17 protein-coding genes are annotated in these 20,373 nt (G+C 63.2%); 12 read left to right on the forward strand and 5 right to left on the reverse strand.

Translation table 11 applies throughout. The features are described from left to right. Nucleotides 1-69 precede the first annotated feature (69 nt). The 4 genes from NKJ81_RS08145 to NKJ81_RS08160 form a co-directional block, all read right to left on the reverse strand. Nucleotides 70-1,140 (reverse strand): ABC transporter substrate-binding protein, encoded by a 1,071-nt coding sequence (locus tag NKJ81_RS08145; RefSeq protein ID WP_352540137.1) that lies wholly within the window; start codon nt 1,138-1,140, stop codon nt 70-72. Then, entirely contained in the window at nt 1,125-2,003 is an 879-nt protein-coding gene (locus NKJ81_RS08150; protein WP_352473382.1) for an ABC transporter permease, read from the reverse strand. The genes NKJ81_RS08145 and NKJ81_RS08150 overlap by 16 nt, the downstream gene beginning before the upstream one ends. Then, complete coding sequence (locus NKJ81_RS08155) at nt 2,000-2,887, reverse strand: ABC transporter permease (protein ID WP_352473383.1); 888 nt, start codon at nt 2,885-2,887, stop codon at nt 2,000-2,002. Before NKJ81_RS08155 ends, NKJ81_RS08150 begins: the two co-directional genes overlap by 4 nt. An 84-nt stretch (nt 2,888-2,971) precedes the next feature. Continuing rightward, a complete protein-coding gene (locus NKJ81_RS08160) occupies nt 2,972-4,255 on the reverse strand; it encodes an NAD(P)/FAD-dependent oxidoreductase (protein WP_352540138.1) in 1,284 nt (427 codons plus the stop codon). Between the two features lie 225 nt (nt 4,256-4,480). On the opposite strand from NKJ81_RS08160, the gene NKJ81_RS08165 reads away from it, so the two are divergent. The 6 genes from NKJ81_RS08165 to NKJ81_RS08190 all read left to right on the forward strand — a co-directional run bounded on the left by NKJ81_RS08165 (nt 4,481) and on the right by NKJ81_RS08190 (nt 10,668). Beyond that, nucleotides 4,481-5,638: a fumarylacetoacetate hydrolase family protein gene (locus NKJ81_RS08165; protein WP_352540139.1), complete on the forward strand. Its 1,158-nt coding sequence runs from the start codon at nt 4,481-4,483 to the stop codon at nt 5,636-5,638. Between the two features lie 78 nt (nt 5,639-5,716). Then, entirely contained in the window at nt 5,717-6,511 is a 795-nt protein-coding gene (locus tag NKJ81_RS08170; RefSeq protein WP_352473387.1) for an SDR family oxidoreductase, read from the forward strand. Between the two features lie 250 nt (nt 6,512-6,761). After that, nucleotides 6,762-7,694, forward strand: a complete 933-nt coding sequence (locus NKJ81_RS08175) for a substrate-binding domain-containing protein (protein ID WP_352473388.1) — start codon at nt 6,762-6,764, stop codon at nt 7,692-7,694. A gap of 107 nt (nt 7,695-7,801) precedes the next feature. Beyond that, nucleotides 7,802-8,788, forward strand: a complete 987-nt coding sequence (locus tag NKJ81_RS08180) for an ABC transporter permease (protein WP_352473389.1) — start codon at nt 7,802-7,804, stop codon at nt 8,786-8,788. A gap of 3 nt (nt 8,789-8,791) precedes the next feature. Beyond that, on the forward strand, nt 8,792-9,586 hold the full coding sequence (locus NKJ81_RS08185; protein WP_352473390.1) for an ATP-binding cassette domain-containing protein: 795 nt from the start codon (nt 8,792-8,794) through the stop codon (nt 9,584-9,586). A gap of 59 nt (nt 9,587-9,645) precedes the next feature. Then, nucleotides 9,646-10,668 (forward strand): LacI family DNA-binding transcriptional regulator, encoded by a 1,023-nt coding sequence (locus tag NKJ81_RS08190; RefSeq protein ID WP_352473391.1) that lies wholly within the window; start codon nt 9,646-9,648, stop codon nt 10,666-10,668. Nucleotides 10,669-11,207: 539 nt separating this feature from the next. On the opposite strand, the gene NKJ81_RS08195 is transcribed toward NKJ81_RS08190, so the two are convergent. Next, nucleotides 11,208-11,789, reverse strand: coding sequence for a TetR/AcrR family transcriptional regulator (locus NKJ81_RS08195; RefSeq protein ID WP_031211029.1), 582 nt, complete (start codon nt 11,787-11,789; stop codon nt 11,208-11,210). Between the two features lie 253 nt (nt 11,790-12,042). Between NKJ81_RS08195 and NKJ81_RS08200 the strand changes: the two genes are divergently transcribed. The 6 genes from NKJ81_RS08200 to NKJ81_RS08225 all read left to right on the forward strand — a co-directional run bounded on the left by NKJ81_RS08200 (nt 12,043) and on the right by NKJ81_RS08225 (nt 20,363). Continuing rightward, a complete protein-coding gene (locus tag NKJ81_RS08200) occupies nt 12,043-12,315 on the forward strand; it encodes a hypothetical protein (RefSeq protein WP_031211028.1) in 273 nt (90 codons plus the stop codon). After that, nucleotides 12,309-15,488, forward strand: coding sequence for an efflux RND transporter permease subunit (locus tag NKJ81_RS08205; RefSeq protein WP_352540140.1), 3,180 nt, complete (start codon nt 12,309-12,311; stop codon nt 15,486-15,488). The genes NKJ81_RS08200 and NKJ81_RS08205 overlap by 7 nt, the downstream gene beginning before the upstream one ends. Before the next feature lie 16 nt (nt 15,489-15,504). Next, nucleotides 15,505-16,659 carry an efflux RND transporter periplasmic adaptor subunit gene (locus NKJ81_RS08210; protein ID WP_352540141.1) on the forward strand — a complete coding sequence of 385 codons (1,155 nt, stop codon included), beginning with the start codon at nt 15,505-15,507 and terminating at the stop codon, nt 16,657-16,659. Nucleotides 16,660-16,954: 295 nt separating this feature from the next. After that, nucleotides 16,955-17,680, forward strand: coding sequence for a GntR family transcriptional regulator (locus tag NKJ81_RS08215; protein ID WP_352473393.1), 726 nt, complete (start codon nt 16,955-16,957; stop codon nt 17,678-17,680). A gap of 50 nt (nt 17,681-17,730) precedes the next feature. Continuing rightward, the gene (locus NKJ81_RS08220) at nt 17,731-18,837 is read left to right on the forward strand and encodes a mandelate racemase/muconate lactonizing enzyme family protein (protein WP_352540142.1); all 1,107 of its coding nucleotides are present in this window, start codon (nt 17,731-17,733) and stop codon (nt 18,835-18,837) included. 203 nt (nt 18,838-19,040) lie between these two features. Further along, nucleotides 19,041-20,363 (forward strand): NAD(P)H-dependent oxidoreductase, encoded by a 1,323-nt coding sequence (locus NKJ81_RS08225; protein ID WP_352502020.1) that lies wholly within the window; start codon nt 19,041-19,043, stop codon nt 20,361-20,363. Nucleotides 20,364-20,373 lie beyond the last annotated feature (10 nt).

A 20,373-nucleotide genomic window follows, 5' to 3' on the forward strand; every position in this document is an offset into this window, starting at 1 on the left:
TCTGGAACACCCCTCATCCGTCGCCTTCGGCGACACCTCCTCCCGCAAGGGGAGAAGGAAGAACCAGGCTCAGCCGCCTGCCTTGACCTTCTCGAACATCTTGGCGAGTTCGTCATTCTGCTTCATCGGCCCGGTGAAGATCGTGGTCTTCAGCATCACCTCGGGATCGGAAGGCAGCTGCAGTTTCTCCAACTCCTCCTTTGGCACGGCGGCGAAAGCCGAGCTGGTCGAGCTGCCATAGCCGTAAGCCTGGATCAGATACTTTCCGGAATCCGTTTCCAGCCGGCTGTTGATGAAGTCATAAGCAAGATCGACGTTCTTGGCGTCCTTGAGCATGACGAAGCCGCAAGCCCAGGTCAGCATGCCTTCCTTCGGCTTCATGAACTCTACAGGCACGCCCTGCTTCTTCAGCGAGGTGGCCGAAGCGTTCCAGGTCATGGCCGCGACCAGCTGGCCGCTCGCCAGTGCCTGTTCGACCGAGGTCATGTCGGTGGTGTAGTTCGAGAGCAGCGGGCGCTGCTCGCGCAGTTTTTCCGCCACCTTGTCCATCTGTTCCGGTGTCATGTCGAATGGATTGACGCCGGCCAGAAGGGCCGCCACCACCGGTGTGTCGTGGACGGCATCGATGGTCGCCATGCGCCCGGCATATTGTTTGTCCCACAGCAGGTTCCAACTGGCTTCCGGGTTCTTCACCAGATCGGTGCGGTAGAGGATCGAGGTATTGCCCCAGTCCCACGGCACCATCCAGACCTTGCCGTCGCCGGCCTGCAGGTCGGGCAGGTTCTTGAAGACCGGGAAGATCGAATCCCAGTTTTTGATGCGCTTGGTGTCGATCGGCTGCAGCAGGCCTTCCTTGTTCCAGCGCGCCACCTTGTCATAGCAAGGGTGCGCGACATCGGGGCGGAAGCCGGCCTTGACCTTGGTGAAGGCGTCATCGTCGTCGCCGAACATCGAGGCTTCGACACCATCGGGGTGCGCGGCGAGGAAGCTCTTGTTGAAGTCGGGCAGTTCATAGCCCGACCAGGTGAAATATTGCAGCTTGTCGCCGGCAAAGGCGGCAGTCGATGCAAGCGCCAGCGCGAAGGCAGCCAGTCCGGTTTTCGCTGTCTTTGCCGTTATCGATTTCAAGTCGAATGCCATTGCAGTTCTCCTCTTTCGGTTTCTTCTGGTTTTGACAGGCTGGCGGGCGCTGGCCGCCGGGTGGCGGCAAGCCCGCGATGGCGCAGGATTTCGGCGAGTGCGGCGATGACGAACGACACGGCCAGGATCGCCGTGCCGAGCGCCATGACGGTCGGCAGCGATTTCGGGAAGCGCAGCTGGCTCCAGATATAAAGCGGCAGCGTCGGCTCGGTGCCGGCAAGGAAGAAGGCGACGATAAACTCGTCGAACGAGGTCAGGAAGGCCAGCATGAACGCCGAAATAATGGCGGGCAGGCTGAGCGGCAGCATCACCCGTCTGAAGGTCGTCCAGTCCGAGGCGCCGAGGTCGAGCGCTGCCTCGCGGATGGTCTTCGGGATGGCGGCGAAGCGGCTGCGCATGACCACCACCGTCGTCGGCAGCGCCACCAATACGTGGCCGAGCACAATGGCAATGCGCGACGGCCCGAAACCGGCGAGATTGACCAGGATCAACAGCGAGATGCCGACGATGACGCCGGGGATCAGGATCGGCAGCCGCGCAATGGCACTGATCGTGGCGGCCAGCGGCGAGCGACCGTAGAGGTCCATATAGGACACGGTGATGCCGCAGAGTGTTGCGCCGCTGGCGGCAATGGCGCCGATGACGAGGCTGGTGGCAAGCGCACCGGACAGCGCCGAATTGCCGTAAAGTGTGCCGTACCACTCAAGTGTGAAGCCTTGCAGCGGAAATGCCGCCTGGATCGAATTGTTGAAGGAAAACAGCGGGATCAGCAATATCGGCAGATACAGGAACACCAGATAGGCAAGGACATAGACACCCAGCCAGCCGCCGCCCTGCCTTGCATCGATACGCGCCGTGTTCATGTGCGGCTGCCGTATCGCCGGTCGGCGAAGCGCACCACCAGCACCACGGCGAGAATGACCAGCATGACGGCGACGGCGAGTGCGGCGCCGAACGGCCAGTCATTGGCCTTGCCGAACTCGGCCTGGATCAGTGTGCCGATCATTGTACTGGCAGGGCCGCCGACCAGCGCCGGCGTCACATAATCGCCGACGGTCGGCACGAAGACGACGAGAGCGGCCGCCAGCACGCCCGGCATCGAATTGGGCAGCACGATGCGGCGGAAGCTGGTGAATGGTTTTGCGCCGAGATCGGAAGCGGCCTCGAGCAACGACTTCGGGATGGTGTCCAGCGCCACATAGATGGGCAGGATGGCGAACGGCGCATAAGCGTGGGCGAGCGTGACGACGACCGCTGCCGGCGTATTAAGGAAGGCCAATGTCGGCTCCGACCAGATGCCGCTTTCGATCAGCGCCGAGTTCAGCACGCCATTATAGGCAAGCACGATCTTCCAGGCGAAGACGCGCAGGAGATAGCTGGTCCAGAACGGCAGGGTCAGCAGGAACAACAGCAGCCCGCGCCGCCGCCCGGCATGGAAAGCCAGATAGTAGGCAACGGGATAGGCGGTGACGACGGTTGCCAGCGTCACCAGGCCGGCGATACCCAGCGAGCGCAGCGTCACCGTCCAGTACAGCGGATCGGTGGCCACAGTGACGAAATTCGCAAGGGTGAAACCAGCCCCCAGCAGCGAGCCGTCATTGCCGCGAAAGGCGAGAAAGAACACCAGGCCAAGGGCGAAAAGGATCAGCAAGAAGGTGACCAGCCCGCCGGGCAGCAGCATGGCGAAGCGGAAGGCCGGCGAAGACCGGGTTTCCGGCAACGACTGCGTTACGACGATGGTCGACATCGGCTGTCCATCGAAATTTGAAATCGATTAAGCTTTTTTCATATTTATGAAATTGTCAAGCTGTTTCATGCTTGGGCATGAACGTCAGCGTTCGAACGCGTCCAGCATCCGGTACCAGGCGATGGTCGCGGCGACGCCGACCTGCCGAAAGGCGTGAAACGGGATCGGTCGGATCGGCGAGACCGGGAACGGCAATTGCCTGGTGTCGCCGCTCGACAAATAGGAGGCGATGCGCTCGCCAAGCGCGGTCATCAGGCCGATGCCGCGGCCCTGGCAGCCAACCACCGCCAGCAGACCCTTCTCTGGCTCGTGGATATGCGGAAGATGGTCCGGCGTCATTGCCACTCGGCCGAACCACCGCTTTTCAATGGCAATGTCTGACAGCGCCGGATAAAGCCGCAGCAGCGCGCGCTCCAGATGCGCCCAGTCGGCCGGGCCGTTCGGCAAGGCCATGCGGCCGCGTCCGCCGAGCACCAGCCGGCCATCGGCACTCTTGCGGTAATAGACGAGGATGCGGCGCGAATCCGACACTGCCTGCCCGTCCGGCAGGATAGCCGCCGCGAGATTGGACGATAGCGGTGCTGTCGCGATCTGGAAGGAATGCAGCGGGACGATCGTCTCGGCGAGGCCGGGAAGCAGGCCGCCGGTATAGGCGTTGGTCGCCAGGACAATCGCCTTGGCCTTGAGTTCGGCGCCGCTTTCCGTAGAAACGTGCCAAATGCCGGCATTCTGGCTGATCTGCATCACGTTCTGGCGTTCGGCGATTTTCACGCCCGCCGCTACAGCGACGCGCGCCAGTTCCGACGTGTAGGCGAGCGGATCGATGACACCGGCGCGGCGATCGAGCCAGCCGCCGAGATAGCCTTGCGCGCCGGTCATCGTCGCGATCTCCGTCGCGCTCAGCAGCCGGACATCGGCGCCGCGCGCCCGCCACTGCCGATCCCGGCTTGCCGCCGCTTTCAGCGCGGTCTCGGTATGCGCGGCCTGGATCCAGCCATTGCGGACGAACGGCACCGCCAGTCTTTCGTCGCGGATCAATTCGAAGACGGTGTCAGCGGTCGAGGCGGCAAAGTTGACGAGCGCTTCGCCGCGTTCGAGACCAAAATGCTCCAGCAGCCAGTCCGGATCGTATTTCAGGCCGGGAATGACCTGACCGCCGTTCAGGCCGGATGCGCCATTGCCAATTTCGCCGGCCTCCAGCACCTGGACGGCAAGGCCGAGCCGGGCAGCGTGCAAGGCTGTCGACAGCCCCATGATACCGCCGCCGACGATAACGACATCGACGCATTGGCCGGCGGGAAAAAGCGACTGGAACGCGGTGGCTGTCCGCGGCTTCTGCCAGATTGGATCGGAAAACCGTACGGGCAAGCGTCACCTGGAGATTTCAGTAGGTGAAAACCCTAGCGACGGTTTCATTATTTTGAAAGAGCGTTTTCCGTCGCCGTTGGCGCACGTCAGGCTCAATCAAGGTCCGGCGATGCGAAGACCGCTTGAAAGAATTGACAAAGCTCGTCCTGCAGGCGGGATAGACCTTTGGCGGGAATTTGTTGAAAGTGCCGCGGCCGAAGGACAAGACAACAGGAAATGTAAGCCATGACGAACGCCACACATTTGCCCGCCGAAGGCCTCTTCGTGGGCCGCGCCAGGGCGAGCGATGCTTCCCATCCGCTGGTGGTCACGGTGCGTGACGGCACGGTCTTCGATATCACGTCAAATGTGGCGCCGACCGTGCGCGACGTTTGCGCATTGCCGGATCCGGCGGGGCACGTCCGCTCGGCCAAGGGGCGGCCGATCGGCCCGCTCGATGCCATTGCCGCCAGCAGTTTCGAGACAGCGCGCGATCCGGGGAAACCGTACCTGCTGTCCCCCGTCGACCTGCAGGCGATCAAAGCGTCTGGCGTCACCTTTGTCGTCAGCCTGCTCGAACGGGTGATCGAGGAGCAGGCGCGCGGTTCGGCGGAAAAGGCCGACGCCATTCGCGCCGACATCGCCGGGCTGATCGGCCACGATCTGTCGAAGCTCAAGCCCGGCTCGCCGGAAGCGATGGAGATCAAGGCCAAGCTGATTGCGCGCGGCGCCTGGTCGCAATATCTGGAAGTCGGCATCGGCCCCGATGCCGAGATCTTCACCAAGTGCCAGCCGATGGCCTCGGTCGGCTTCGGCGCCGATGTCGGCCTGCATCCGGTTTCGACATGGAACAATCCGGAGCCGGAGATCGCCATGATTGCCGCCAGCAGCGGCAGGATTGTCGGGGCGACGATCGGCAACGACGTCAATCTGCGCGACGTCGAGGGGCGCTCGGCGCTGCTGCTCGGCAAAGCCAAGGACAACAACGCTTCGGCAGCACTTGGCCCCTTTATCCGGCTGTTCGATGAGACGTTTTCCATTGGCGACGTGAAGCAGGCGATCGTACGCCTGAAGGTCGAGGGCGAGGATGGGTTCTCGCTGGAGGGCGCCAGTTCGATGGCCGAGATCAGCCGCTCGCCGGAAGAGTTGGTCGCCGCCGCCATGGGGCCGCATCATCAATACCCCGACGGGCTGGCACTTTATCTCGGCACCATGTTCGTGCCGTCGAAGGATCGGGGCGAAACAGGCAAGGGCTTTACCCACAAGGTCGGCGACATCGTCACCATCTCGTCGGAGAAATTCGGCGCCTTGGTCAACCGCGTGCGGCTGTCGCCCGACTGTCCGCACTGGACCTACGGCGCCAGCCACCTGATGCGCGACCTCGCCAGGGCCGACCTCATCTAGTCCCGCAGCCTAACATCCGATAGTTTCTAGAATTCTCTGATTGGAAATTACCTGCTCGTCGGCATTCGGGAGAGTCCATTGATCGTCGCTCTTGAGGGCAAGACCCTTGTCGTTACCGGCGGAACGCAAGGGCTTGGCGAGACCATCGCCCGGCTGGCCTCAGCCGACGGCGGCGAAGGGATCGCCATTGTCGGCCGCAATGCCGAGCGTGGCAGACGCATCGCCGAAGAGCTTTCACGACCAAGCCGGCCCGTCGTCTTCATCCAGGCCGATCTTGCAGATCCGGCCGCGCCTGCAGCTGTCATGGCGGAAGCGATCAAAAGACTCGGCCGCATCGATTGTCTGGTGAACGCCGCGGCCCTCACCGACCGGGCCTCGCTGGAAACTGGCACAATCGACGACTGGGACAGGTTATTTTCCGTCAATGCGCGCGCGCCGTTCTTCCTCATGCAGGCGGCCGTAGCCGACATGAAGACACGGCGGGCGGCGGGGGCCATCGTCAACATACTGTCGGTGAATGCGCATTGCGGTGCGCCGGACCTTGCCATCTATTCCGCAACCAAGGGCGCGCTTTCGACGCTGACCAGAAACATTGCCAACGCGCATCTTTCCGATCGCATCCGCGTCAACGGCATCAACATGGGCTGGGTAGCGACGCCGGCCGAACAAGAGATGCAGGCGCGCACGCTGGGCAAGGGCGAAAACTGGGCAAAGATTGCCGCCGCCGGCCTGCCGCTTGGTCGATTGCTGACCATGGACGAAGTCGCCCAGCTAACGCTGTTCCTGCTCAGCGACGCCTCCGGGCTGATGACCGGGACGCTTATCGACCTAGAGCAACACGTGCTCGGCGCGCCGCCGCGCGGGATTGCATGACGGTCGCAAGGCCGATCGTCGGCCGCCTGGAAAATACCAGCCAAACTGATGCAATCTGATGGGATTGCTGATGGCGCGGTGCCTTGCGCCAACGTCCATTGGCAATCGAGGCTTGCCATCGATCAAAAAAGGGAATGCTCTAATGCGCCCAGGTCGACGCTGGTAAATGCGATCACGGCTTTGGCCGCGCACGGTTTTTGGCCGCGATCGTCGTCGGAGGAGGAGTTCGGTTCAAATGGGAGGAAATCAAATGCTGACGAGGCTAAGACTGCTTGTACTTGGCTTGGTGGTGGCGCTGGCCATTCCGGCCGCGGCACAGGCCAAGACGTTCTACTGGATTTCGCATGGCGGCCCGGCCGATCCGGTCTGGACCTACTTCCTTGCCGGCGCCAAGCAATGGGCGGCGGACACCGGCAACACCGTCAATACGTCGTTCCACAATGGCGACGTGGCGTCGCAGCAGGAGGCTGTTCGCGCCGCGATTTCCGCCAAGGCCGACGGCATCACCACGACCAGCCCTGATCCGGGCAGCCTTGTCGAGATCGCCAAGGAAGCGCGGGCGGCGAACATCCCGATCATCAACTTCAACACGCCCGACCCGAAGGCGGACTTCAACGCCTATGTCGGCGGCGACAACGTCACCTTCGGCAAACATTGGGCGCAGTATCTGGTCGACAAGGGCCTTGTGAAGAAGGGCGACTTCGTCTGGATGCCGGTCGAGATTCCCGGCGCCACCTATGGCGTCCAGGAAGAGGAAGGCATCAAGAGCGTGTTCGAGCCGCTCGGCATCACCTACGAAATCACCGAAGCGACGCTCGACCAGGCCGAAGTGATCAACCGCATGGTCGATTACCTCACTGCCAACAGGGCCAAGGTCAAGGCGGTTATCGGCCTCGGCGACCTTGTCACCGGTTCGATCAAGCGGGTGTTCGACCAGGTCGGCGTCAAGCCGGGCGAAATCCCGGTCGTCGGCTGGGGCAACTCGCTCGACACCACCCAGGAAGTGCTGAACGGCTACGTCAATGCCGCGCAGTGGCAGGATCCGCAGGCGACCAGCTACGTCGCGCTCTCGCTCGCCAACATGGCGGCGAGCGGTATTCCGCCCGGCTTCGACGTGATCACCGGCGCGCTCTACGAGAAGGACACCGCGGCAGTCTACGACAAGATCCTGTCCGGCAAATAAATCCGCGATCGAGTTGGTCACGGCCGCTTCGGCGGCCGTGACTGTCTCATCATTCCGCCGAAGCCGGTTGCGGTCGCGGCCAAATCCAATCCTATCGCGGGTCCAAGGTGGAAAATCGTTCTCTTATCCAACGCTCGATCGCGCGGCCCGAGTTCGGGCCGTTCGTGCTGCTCGTCATCGAGATCGCCGTGTTCTGGGGCATCAACCACGACTTCCTGTCGCCGCAAAACATCTCGAACACGCTGGCCTTCACGGTCGAGCTCGGGCTGATCGCGCTGGCGATGACGCTGTTGATGACATCAGGCGAATTCGATCTCTCGGTCGGCTCGGTGTTCGGCTTCTCGCCGGTCCTGATGTGGACGTTGTTCAACAGCGGCGTCGCCTCGCTGGAAGCTGCTTTCGTCATTGCGCTGGTGGTCGCTGCGTTCATTGGACTGGTCAATGGCTGGTTCGTGACGCAGCTCAAGATCCCGTCCTTCCTGGTGACGCTGGGCATGCTGCTGGTGGTGCGCGGCACCGCTTTGTTCGTCACCAACGGGTTTCCGCAGCGGACCTGGAGCGCCGAGGGCAGCTGGCTGGCGGAAGCGCTGGTCGGCGATTTCTTCATCGGGCCGTTCCGTATCTACATGTCGCTGTTCTGGTTCATCGCCGCCGCAATCGCGCTCGGTTACGTGCTGACGCAGAGCCGGACAGGCAACTGGATCCAGGCAGCCGGCGGCAACCCGAGTGCTGCAAGGGCGCGCGGCGTCAATGTCAGCGGTGTCAAGATCGGCCTGTTCATCCTGTCGTCGATCCTGGCCTCGCTTGCCGGGGTCATCTCCTCGCTGCGCACCTCGGCGGCCAACCCCAACAGCGGCACCGGCTACGAGCTCGAAGTCATCGCCATGGTGGTGATCGGCGGCACGGCGCTGACAGGCGGGCGCGGCACAATCATCGGCACGGTGCTCGGTATCCTGATCCTGCGCGTGATGCGCAACGGCATCGTGCTGATCGGTGTGCCGGGCCTTGCCTATAATATTTTCATCGGCGCCATCATCCTCGGCATGATGGCGCTCCATTCATGGCTGGAACGCCGGCATCAGGCAGGGACTTGAACCATGGCCGAACCGCTTGTCCGCATGGAAAATATCCGCAAGTCCTATGGCCGCGTGCAGGCGCTGGTTGATGCCAATTTCCATGTCAACGAAAGGGAGATCGTCGGCCTGCTCGGCGACAACGGCGCCGGCAAGTCGACGCTGATCAAAGTGCTGTCGGGCGCGGTCCCGCTGACCAGCGGCGATATCTTCATCCGCGGCAAGAAGGTGAATTTGCGCACTACCAGCGACGCCATCGCGCATGGCATCGAGACGATCTACCAGGACTCGGCGCTGGTGACGCAGCTGTCGATCGCCCGCAACCTGTTTCTCGGGCGCGAGCCGATCAAGCCGCCGCGCTTCCTCAATCGGATGGACCAGGAGGCAATGAACGTGGTTGCCCGCGACCTGCTCAAGCAGGTCGGCATCTCGAAGAACATCCCGCCGACGACGCCGATCGGCTCGCTCTCCGGTGGCGAGCGGCAGGCGGTGGCGATTGCGCGCGCCATGCATTTCGACAGCGACCTCATCATCCTCGACGAGCCGACCAACAATCTCGGCGTCGCCGAAACGCAAGGCGTGCTGAGCTTCGTGCGCAGCGCCCGCGATTCCGGCCATTCCTGCATCTTCATCGCCCACAACATCCATCATGTCTTCCAGGTGGTCGACCGCATCGTCGTCATGCGCCGCGGTAAGGTGGTCGCCGACGATATTGACCCGAAGAAGACCAGCGTCGCCGAAGTCGAACGTGTCATCACCGGCATGTCGGACAAGGAGATCCATGACGCGCTGGTCGAGGGCACGCAACGGCCCGGCTGAGCAGCCGGGGGTCGGGCTGATCGTCGAGGCACTGGATCGCATCGCCACATGGTTGCGACATGAAAGCCACCGTTTCGGATATTGCCAGGAGCTGCGGCCTGTCGACCGCGACGGTCGACCGCGTGCTCAACAACCGGCCGGGGGCCAGTGCCGCCAACCGGCAGCGCGTGATGGAGGCGGCCAAGCAGCTCGGCTATCTGCCGGTCGTCGACCAGGTCGCGTTGCCATCGCGGCCGGCGCATCTCGAATTCTTCCTGCCGATCGGCAGCAATGCCTTCATGGCCGATCTGGCCAGGCACATCGAGGATTATGCGGCGCGCCTGCCGCTGGTCGCCTCCTGCCGCATCCACAAGCTCGCCGGCATCTCGCCGAGCGCCTTGCAGGCGGCCGTCGAAAACCTCTCGCTCAAGGCGAACGGCGTCGGCGTCATCGCCATCGATCATCCGAGAACGCGCAACATCTTGCGCGAGATCGTCGAGGCCGGCATCCGCCTGGTCACGCTGGTGTCCGATGTTCCGGGTGCGCCCCGCTCGGCCTATGTCGGCATCGACAACCGGGTGGCCGGCCGCACCGCGGCGCTGCTGATGGGACGGTTCCTCGGCGGCCGCCAGGGCCATCTGGCGATGGTCGTCGGCTCACGCTCCTACCGCGGCCATGAGGAACGCGAGATGGGCTTTCGTTCCGTGCTCGGCGAGGAGTTCCCCAATCTGACGGTCACAAGCGCCGTTGAGATCAACGATGAGCCGGAGGCCAGTTATACCGCGACCATGAAGGCGCTGCACAGCGAGCCGGAGCTGCTCGGCATCTACTGTATCGGCGCCGGGCGCTCGGGCGTGGCAAAAGCATTGCTCGAAGTCAGGCCGCAGACGAAGCCGGTGTTCATCTGCCATGATCTGACGCGCGAGACGCGCGGCTATCTCGTCGACGATCTGCTCGACGTCGTCATCGACCAGAATGCGCGGCTGATTGCCGAACAGTCGGTCATTCGCCTGCTCGGCTCGATCGCCTCGTCGGCGCCCTATCTGACGCGAAAATTTATCGAGCCGCGCCTGATCTTCAAGGAAAATGTCCCGGTGCAGTGATGTCGCGCGAGGCGATGGTCGCTCGGGCCTCGATGGTTAAAATTCGGTTGATACCGCAAATCTGCACATCACCTATGCAACTTTTGTGGTTGCCGAATCATTGGGCAATCGATAGTTTCGCAGGTGTCGGCCATCTACTCCTCCCAGATGCGATGCCGACGCTGAGTGCGGCACACCTCCTCCCGTGCCGTATTCGAAATCGAGCCCGCTGCCACCTCCTCCCGGCAGCGGGCTTTTTTTGTTCCAGCTCCGGGATAGCGGCCAATGCTTGCGGTCGGGACAGCACCGGACACGTTTGCTGATCCGCGGATCGATGAGCTTCGCTGCGACCGCCGCGGCTTGTCGGGCAGAATCCTGTCACACTTGTCACTCTCACCGGTTCGCCGGCGGCCCTATCCTGCCTCACGACCAGCAATCAACGCCGCGCCGGCCATGGTGCGGAGGATCGGCACAGGAGACGCGAGATGGCACATCGCGATGGGACGAGACATCACCCGGCGGCGCGGCCCGCAATCGAAACGCCACGTGTCGTTTCGCCGCTATCTGGCCCTGAAAGACGTGATCAGGCCTTCCGCCATGCGGACGAACTGCGCGCTCGGACCCTCGGCGCCAACGCTTTGCAGGCTGACGCGGGCGCCCTCGAGCAACAGCGACAGCGTGTCCGCAAGAAGCTCGGCCTGGCCGATGCCGGCATCGCGACACAGCGAGACCAGCCGCTCGCGCTGCGCTTCCTTGAGTTCCTTGATCACTTGCCTTGCCGGATGATCGGCCTCGCTCAGCTCGATGGCGGCGTTGGCCATGTCGCAACCGCGACGATCCGACATCAGGCAATCGGCCGCCATCCGGACCCAGGCATGCAGCTGCGCCAGCTTGTCGCCCGGATTCTCGGCCTCGAACTTTTCCCACATCGCGTTGGCGCTGCAAGCGGTCGCCCGCAGACATTCGATGATCAGGTCGTCCTTGGACTCGAAATGCCGGTAGAGCGTCATCTTGTTGGTGCCGGCGGCCTCGGTGATGGCGTCGATGCCGACGCCGCGAATGCCATGCTTGTGAAACATGTCCCGTGCCGTCTCCAGGATCCTGTCCCGGGGGCGAACACGCTCCACAACACCGTCTGTCATCAAAACCTCCGTGATTGCGTTTCCCGAAATTCCCTCGGTGCACCTCTTGACTAGGGTGTTACCGGTCTGTAACGTTAGAGATGTTACTTACCTGTAACACCCGCATTGCATCATGTCAAACTCGCAAGTGCCGGCCACCAGCCCCGCCCCGATCGGCAAGGGGACGAACCGCACCTTACGGCCTCGGCCGGCGAGCAAGAAAACACCCGATCCGGGGCTTGCCGCGGATCGCCAAAAACCAGGAGCCGCTTCGATGTCGCAGCGCAATGATCTGACGATCGATGAAGTCGTGAGGGATCCGATGATCCGCATGCTGATGAAGGCCGACCGCGTCGACCCGCGGTCCTTCGAGGCGATGCTGCGTGCGCTGGCGGACGAACAGGCCGAGCGCCGCAATGCGCCGCGCCGCCTTGAAGATTTCGGCTTTCTCGAAGATTCCGGCTCAACACGCAGCCGGCGGCTTTCCAGGGTAGCCAGGGCGTTTGGCCGGGCCAGAGCATCGGGCGAGGCGTGCATATCATGGTAAACTTCTTCATTCATCGTCCGATCTTTGCGTCGGCGATCGCCATCATCATGGTGCTCGCCGGAGCGATCTGTTATTTCCTCCTTCCCGTCTCGCAGTTTCCCGACATCACGCCGCCCCAGGTCGTGGTCAGCGCCCATTACCCGGGCGCCAGCGCGCAGGTCGTCGCCGACACGGTGACGACGCCGCTCGAACAGCAGATCAACGGCGTCCAGGGGATGACCTATATGTCGTCGTCGAGCTCCAATGACGGCTCGTCGACGATCACCATCACCTTCGACGTCGGCTACGATCTGAGCACGGCGGCCGTCGACGTCCAGAACCGCGTTTCGCAGGCGGCTTCCTCGTTGCCGGCCATCGTCAACCAGGGCGGCGTGACGATCAAGAAGCAGAACCCGAACTTCGTCCTGATCGTCGACCTCACCTCGCCGGACGGTTCCGTCAACCCGGTCGCGCTGAGCAACCTCGCCTATCTGCAGGTGGTCGATCCGCTGAAGCGCCTGCCCGGCGTCGGCGACGTGCAGATCTTCGGCGAGCGGCGCTATTCGATGCGCATCTGGCTCGACCCCGACAAGCTCGCCAATCTCGGCATTACTGCCGTCGACGTGCAGAACGCCGTCGCCGAGCAGAACGTCCAGGTGGCGGCCGGCAAGATCGGGCAATCACCGGCTCCGGCCGGCACTGCCTTCGAGATGCAGGTCAACGCCGTCGGCAGGCTGAGCGATCCCAAGGAGTTCGGCGACATCGTCGTGCGGGCCAATACCGCCAACGGCTCGCTGGTCAGGCTGCGCGACGTTGCGCGCATCGAACTCGGTGCGCTGCAATATTCGTCGTCGGCCTTCTTCGGCAAGGACCCGACGGTGGTGCTCGCGGTCTACCAGATGCCGGGCTCCAACGCGCTCGATCTGCAGCAGCGCGTCAAGGACAAGATGCAGGAGCTGTCGGCCCGTTTCCCGAAGGGCGTCAGCTACGCCATGCATTACGATACGACACGTTTCGTTTCGGCCTCGATGCACGACGTGCTGATCACGCTCGGCGAGGCGCTGGTCCTGGTCGTCGCCGTGGTGTTCATCTTCCTGCAAAGCTGGCGCACCACGATCATCCCGACGATCGCAATTCCGGTGTCGCTGGTGGCGACGCTGGCCGTCATGCATATGCTTGGCTTCTCACTGAACATGCTCAGCCTGCTCGGCATGGTGCTGGCGATCGGCCTCGTAGTCGACGACGCCATCGTCGTGGTCGAGAATGTCGAACGCCAACTTGAGGCCGGCCTCAAACCGCTGGCTGCCACGCGTACCGCGATGGCAGAGGTTACCGGCCCGATCATCGCCACGACCGCCGTGCTGATGGCTGTGTTCGTGCCGGTTGCCTTCATTCCCGGCGTGTCCGGCCGGCTCTACAACCAGTTCGCCCTGACTGTGGCGATCTCCTTCGGCATCTCGGCCTTCGTCTCGCTGACGCTTACCCCGTCGCTCAGCGCTGCCTTCCTGCGCCACCGGCCGGAAACACAGTTCGTGCTGTTCCGCTGGTTCAACATGGGCTTCGAACGGCTGGCGCATGCCTATGCGAATGGTGTGCGCATTCTCATCCGCCTGCGCTGGATCATGCTTGGCGTGTTCGCGGCCGGACTTGTCGCGACCTATTTCGTCTGGCAGCGCCTGCCCTCGACCTTCCTTCCGGTCGAGGACCAGGGCTATTTCTTCGTCGTCATCCAGCTCCCCGACGGGGCCTCGCTGGAACGCACCGACGCGGTGGCGCAAAAGGCACGCGACATCCTGCAGAACACGCGCGGCGTCGACATCGTCGGCTCGATCAGCGGCTTGAACTTCCTGACCAGCGCCGCGCAGTCGAACTCGGCGGTCGAATTCGCCATCCTGAAGCCATGGGACGAACGCGGCCCCGACCAGAGCGCCTCGAAGCTCGTCGCCGATGTGCGCAACAAGCTGCTGCAAATTCCGGAGGCTTTTGCGCTGAGTTTCGACCCGCCGTCGATCCCGGGCATCGGCACCACCGGTGGCTTCGAGTTCCAGGTCGAGGACCTGACCGGCCGCGGCAGCGTGGCGCTCAACGATGCGACGCAAGCGGTGATTGCCGAGGCGCGCAAGCAGCCCGAGCTCAACCCGCAGCAATTGTTCTCGTCGTTCTCGACCTCGACGCCGCAGTTCAACTACGATCTCGATCGCGCCAAGGCGAAGCTGCTCGGGCTCAACCTGCCGGACGTGTTCAATACGCTGCAGATCTATCTCGGCTCGCTCTATGTGAACGATTTCAACCTGTTCGGCCGCACCTTCCGGGTGACGATCCAGGCCGACAAGGACTCTCGCGCCGGTCCGGCCGACATTTCGCGGCTCTATGTCCGCAATGCCTCGGGTGGGATGGTGCCGCTGAGCACGCTGGGCAAGCTTGTGCCGATCGTCGGCCCCGAGACCGTGCCGCATTACAATAACAATGCGTCGGCCCTGATCAATGGCGGCGCCGCGCCCGGCTTTTCGTCCGGCCAGGCGGTGGCGGCGATGGAACGTGCCGCTGCCACGGCGTTGCCGAGAGATTTCGGCTACGAATGGACCGGCATCACCTATCAGGAGCTCAAGGCGGGATCGATCGCATCCGTGGTCTTTGGTCTCGCGATCGTCTTCGTCTTCCTGATCCTCGCCGCGCAATATGAGAGCTGGGCGATGCCGTTCATGGTGCTGCTGGCGGTGCCGCTCGCACTGTTCGGTGCGTTCGTCGTGCTTTGGCTGCGTGGCATGCAGATCGATGTCTATTCGCAGATCGGCTTCGTCATGCTGATCGGACTGGCGGCCAAGAACGCGATTCTGATCGTCGAGTTTGCCCGGCGCCGGCGCGAAGAAGGCCTCAGCATCGTCGACGCCGCGATGGAAGCGGCGCGGCTTCGGCTGCGACCGATCCTGATGACCGCCTTCGCCTTCATCCTCGGCGTGCTGCCGCTGATGTTCGCTACAGGTGCAGGTGCCGCAAGCCGGCAGTCGATCGGCACCACCGTCTTTGGCGGCATGGTCGCGGCGACGATCCTGTCGCTGGTGTTCGTGCCGGTCTTCTATGCGGTGATCGAGCAGCTGCGCGAGCGCCGCAGCGAGAGCGAACCGGTTTCCGAAGCGACCGAACAACCAACTGCCGAACCCGCCTTCGAGCCATTGGCCGAAGCCGCCGAATAGGACTGGAGAATTGATCATGCGTAAATGGAAAATCGCGCTGGGAACGGCCGTCGCCCTTGGGGCGATTTCGGTGGCGAGCGTTCACCTGCTCGACATGGGCAGCCTCAGCCTCAACGCGGGCACAGCCGGGGCGGCGACACCCAAGCCGGAAGCCTTTGTCATGCCGGTGCCGGTGGTGAGCGTCGTCAAGAAGACGATCCCGATCTATCTCGACTACGCCGCCCGGGTGGAGCCGATCCGCAGCATCACGCTGCAGGCGCGCGTGCCGGGTTATCTGCAGGAGCAGGTTGCCACCGACGGCAGCGACGTGGCGAAGGGCGACCTTCTCTACAAGATCGCGCCGGAGGATTTTCAGGCTGCCCTCGAGCAGGCGAAGGCGCTTATCCAGCGCGACACGGCGACGCTCGACTATGCGCGCTCCAATCTCGGGCGCGGCAGCGAACTCGCCAAGAGCGGCTATCTCGCCAAGGACGTGTTCGACCAGCGCACCAGCACCTTGCGTGAGGCTCAGGCCTCGCTCGCCGTGAACCAGGCCGCCTTGCGGACCGCCGAGCTCAATTTGAGCTATACCGAAATCCGAGCCCCGTTCGCGGGACGCATCGGACGCAGCCAGGCTTCCGTTGGAACGCTGGTCAGCGTTGCCGGCACCGTGCTCAATTCGCTGGTGCAGCTCGATCCGATCTACGTCACCTTCAATCCGAGCGAAACGGACCTGACACAGATCGAGGAAGCCCGCGCCGCGGGACCGATCAGTGTCGACGTCCTGCTTCCCGGTGAAACGGAACCGCGCCAGAAGGGCAATCTTACCTTCATGGACAACACGATCGATCGATCGACCGGCACGATCACGGCACGGGCGACGGTCGGCAACGGCAAGTTCACGCTGCTGCCCGGCCAATATGTCCGCGTCCGGCTGCACGTCAAAGAGCAGCCCGATGCGCTGATGGTACCGCAGACGGCACTCGGCTCAGGCCAGCTCGGCAAATATCTCTATGTCGTCGGCAAGGACAACACGGTCGACCAGCGTATCGTTTCGCTCGGACCGACCAATGGCGATCAGGTCGCCATCTTGAGCGGTGTGGCCGAAGGCGACCGGGTGATTACCGGGAATCTGCAGAAGATCGGCCCGGGAATGCCGATCTCGCCGCTGCCCGAGAAACCGGCCACCTGATAACCCCCATCAGGTCCGGTCCCGCGGCGCCCTCGGCTCCCACGCCAAGGGCGCCGTTTTTGCTATGTTTCGTTCTACGCAACTCCTTGGGGAAAACGCAACGTACGCCGGCTTCGAGAAGCCGGTGTGATGTTCAGCGATGAAGAACGGGTCGGTCTTTGCGGCCGTGCGGCCTGACGGCCTTGCCGGCGCCGCAAGCCAGCCGGCCAAGCGGAAGTCAAGAAATCCACAACCCGCCTCTTGTTAGATTGTCGACAATCTGCTTGTCTTGATTTCGGTTCCCTGGAGCAGCCGAATGGCAAAGCTGGATTTCAGTCCGATCGCGGATACGACACGCAGGGCCGAGATCGTAGGGCTGCTCCGGCGGGCGATCCTGACCGGCCAGCTGGAACCTGGACAGAAGCTCAACGAACTCAGGATTTCCGAGCAGATGCGGGTGAGCCGCGCGCCGCTGCGCGAGGCGATGCGCGAGCTGGTGCAGGAAGGCATCCTGACCAGCATTCCCTACGCCGGAACCTTTGTCATCGACGTCACCGCCAAGGACATCGACGACGCCTATTCGCTCAACAAGGTGCTCGACGAGTTCGCCATCGCGCGGACCTGGCCGCTTCGCGACCAGCGCTTCTTCGACGAACTCGACCGGCGTCATGCGGCGGTGAAGCAGGCGACGCGCGAACTGGACACGACGCGGCAGATCGAAACAGCGCTGCAACTGCATGGCCTGATCCACGAATGGGCCGACAATTCGGTGCTGCTTGAAACGTGGCAACGGCTGACCAGCCGGCTGCAGATGTATTTCGCGTTGCACCAGCGGGCGCGCAACGAGCCGGTGCCTGCCGAAGATGCTCACGAGACCTATGTACGGCTGCTCAAGGGCAGCGACATGCGCGCCGCACAGCGCCACGCCAAGGAGCATATCGACCTGGATTTCGAAGAACTGCTCGCCTATGCGCGCGGGCTGGAACAGCGCGGCTCAAAGGGCGCCGGCGCCGATCGTGCCGGCCGACCTAGAGGCGGCTGAGCCCGACAAATTTGACGGACATCCCGGAACACAGACAACGGACAGAAAACGTGCAGATCAAAACCATCAAAGCCTACCATGTCGTGCAGCCCTTCGTTGACGGGCTTTACCGTATGTCCAAGGGGCGCGTCGCCGATGCGTTCGACGCGGTGATCGTCGCCGTCACCGCCGATAGCGGGCTCACCGGCTGGGGCGAGATGGCGCCGCTTGGCAACTTCTATTCGGCTGCCTTCGCTGCGGGTACTCGCGCCGGTGTCGTCGAGATCGCGCCGCATCTCATTGGCCATGACCCACGCGGGCTAGCCAGTATCAACAGGCTGATGGACACCGTGTTCAAGGGCCATCCCTACATCAAGTCGGCGCTCGACATGGCATGCTCGGATCTCGCGGCGCGCGCCGTCGACGTGCCGCTGGTCACCCTGCTTGGCGGGCGCGAAAGCGAGACGGCCGAACTCTACAAGGTCGTCACCCACGGCACGGTCGACGCGATGGCCGCGCTCGCCAAGCACATCGTCAAGGACGGCTTTCATCGGCTGCAAGTCAAGGTCGGCGGCAACGTCCATGACGACATCGAACGCGTCACAGCCGTCGCCGCCGCCGTGCCGAAGGGCACCGTCATCTTCTGCGACGCCAATGCCGGTTGGACGTCTTACCAGGCGCGCCAGTTCGTGGATGCGACGCGCACCATCGACTACACGTTCGAGCAGCCCTGCACGACGATCGACGAATGCCTGTCGGTGCGCCGCTCGCTCGACAAGCCGATGGTGCTCGATGAATCCGTCGCCTCGCTTGATGATATGCTCGATATCCATCGCAAGGGCGCGGCCGACGGGCTGACGCTGAAGATCTCACGCCTCGGTGGCGTCACCAAAACGCGCCAGATCCGCGACCTTGCCGTCGACCTCGGCTTCATGATCACGGTCGAGGACACTGGCGGCGCCGAGATCGACACATCGGCCATGGCGCATCTGTCGCTGTCGACGCCGGAGGAGCGCCGGCTGCACGCCATCGCCTTTCACGAATGGGTGACGGTGCGCACCGCATCCAACATGCCGCCGGTTTCGGGAAGCCGTATGGGCATTCCGGATGGGCCGGGCCTCGGCATCGATGTCGTTCCCGGCCTGCTCGGTGCGCCCTTCTTCGAAATCGGCAGCTGAGCTGCAACAAGGCTGCACCCAATCAAGCTGAATATGCCGCGTCCTTCTGACTGCCGTGCGGATTGACCGCTCATCCAATCGTCTTCGGCCGATTGCAGAGCGACAATGCCCAATTGCCGGTTGAAATATTTTTCATTTGCAAATAGAAATGTTCAAAACGTTGATTTGGACGCTGCGGCGCGTCAGGAACTGGAGGAAGCGACATGTCCCATCCGCAATTTGCAGCGGAACTTCTGCAGCGCGCTGAACAGCAGGGGCCGATCACCATCGGGCTTGCCGGCGCCGGACAGATGGGCACCGACATCGTCGTCCAGGTCGCGCTGATGCCGGGCATGCGGATCGGCGCCATTTCCGAAGTCAGGCCGCAGGCAGCGATCGACGCGGCGCTGCTCGCTGGCCATAACCGTTCCGACATCGTCCAGGCCGGCAATGCGGCCGCGATCGACCGCGCCATCGAGGCCGGCAAGATCGCGGTGACCGAAGATTTGCATGCGCTGGCGGCGGCCGGCCGGATCGACGTCATCATCGACGCGACGGGCAATCCCAATATCGGCACGCTGTTCGCGCTGGAAGTGATGAAGAACGGCAAGCACATCGTCATGCTCAATGTCGAGGCCGATATCACCATCGGCCGCTTCCTCAAGGACGAAGCGCGTAAGGCCGGCGTCGTATATACCGGTGCGGCCGGCGACGAGCCGGCCTGCACACTGGAGATCATCGGCTTTGCCAAGAGCCTCGGCTTCAACATCATCGCCGCCGGCAAGGGCAAGAACAATCCGCTGAAGATCGACGCCATGCCGGCCGACTACGAGAAGGAGGCGGCCGAGCGCAACATGAATGCGCGCATGCTGGTCGAATTCGTCGACGGCTCGAAGACGGCGATCGAGATGGTGGCGATCGCCAATGCGACCGGGCTGGTGCCCGATGTGCCAGGAATGCACGGCCCGACCGCGACGCTGGAGGAGCTCGCAAGCGTGCTTTGCCCACGCGAGGATGGCGGCGTGCTGCACCGCAAGGGCGTTGTCGATTACTCGATCGGCAAGGGTGTGGCGCCCGGCGTGTTCTGCATCATCGAGACCCGGCACCCGCGTGTGCTGGAGCGCATGATCGACCTCAAGGTCGGCAAGGGCCCCTATTTTACGATCTTCCGGCCCTATCATCTGACCAGCCTGGAAGTGCCGCTGTCGGCGGCGCGCGCCGTGGTCTACAAGCGGGCCGACATGGAGCCGCTCGACCATCCGGTCGCCGAGGCGGTGGCGGTTGCCAAGAGCGATCTTGGCGTTGGCCAGTCGCTCGGCATGATCGGCGAGAACGACTATCGCGGCTTCGCCATGACCTGGGGGGATGCGCGCGCCCGCGGCGCCCTGCCGCTCGGCCTTGCCGAACGCGCCAAGGTGGTCAAGCCGCTCAAGACCGGCGACTTCCTGACCTATGAAAATTGTGTACCCGACGATTCGATGGTGATAACCCAGATCCGCCGCCGTCTCGACCAGTCGGACGGACGGTTCGTTACAAACGCAGCCTGACCCCGCCGGA

The organism is Mesorhizobium sp. M0018, from assembly GCF_040323955.1.
GTDB lineage: Bacteria > Pseudomonadota > Alphaproteobacteria > Rhizobiales > Rhizobiaceae > Mesorhizobium.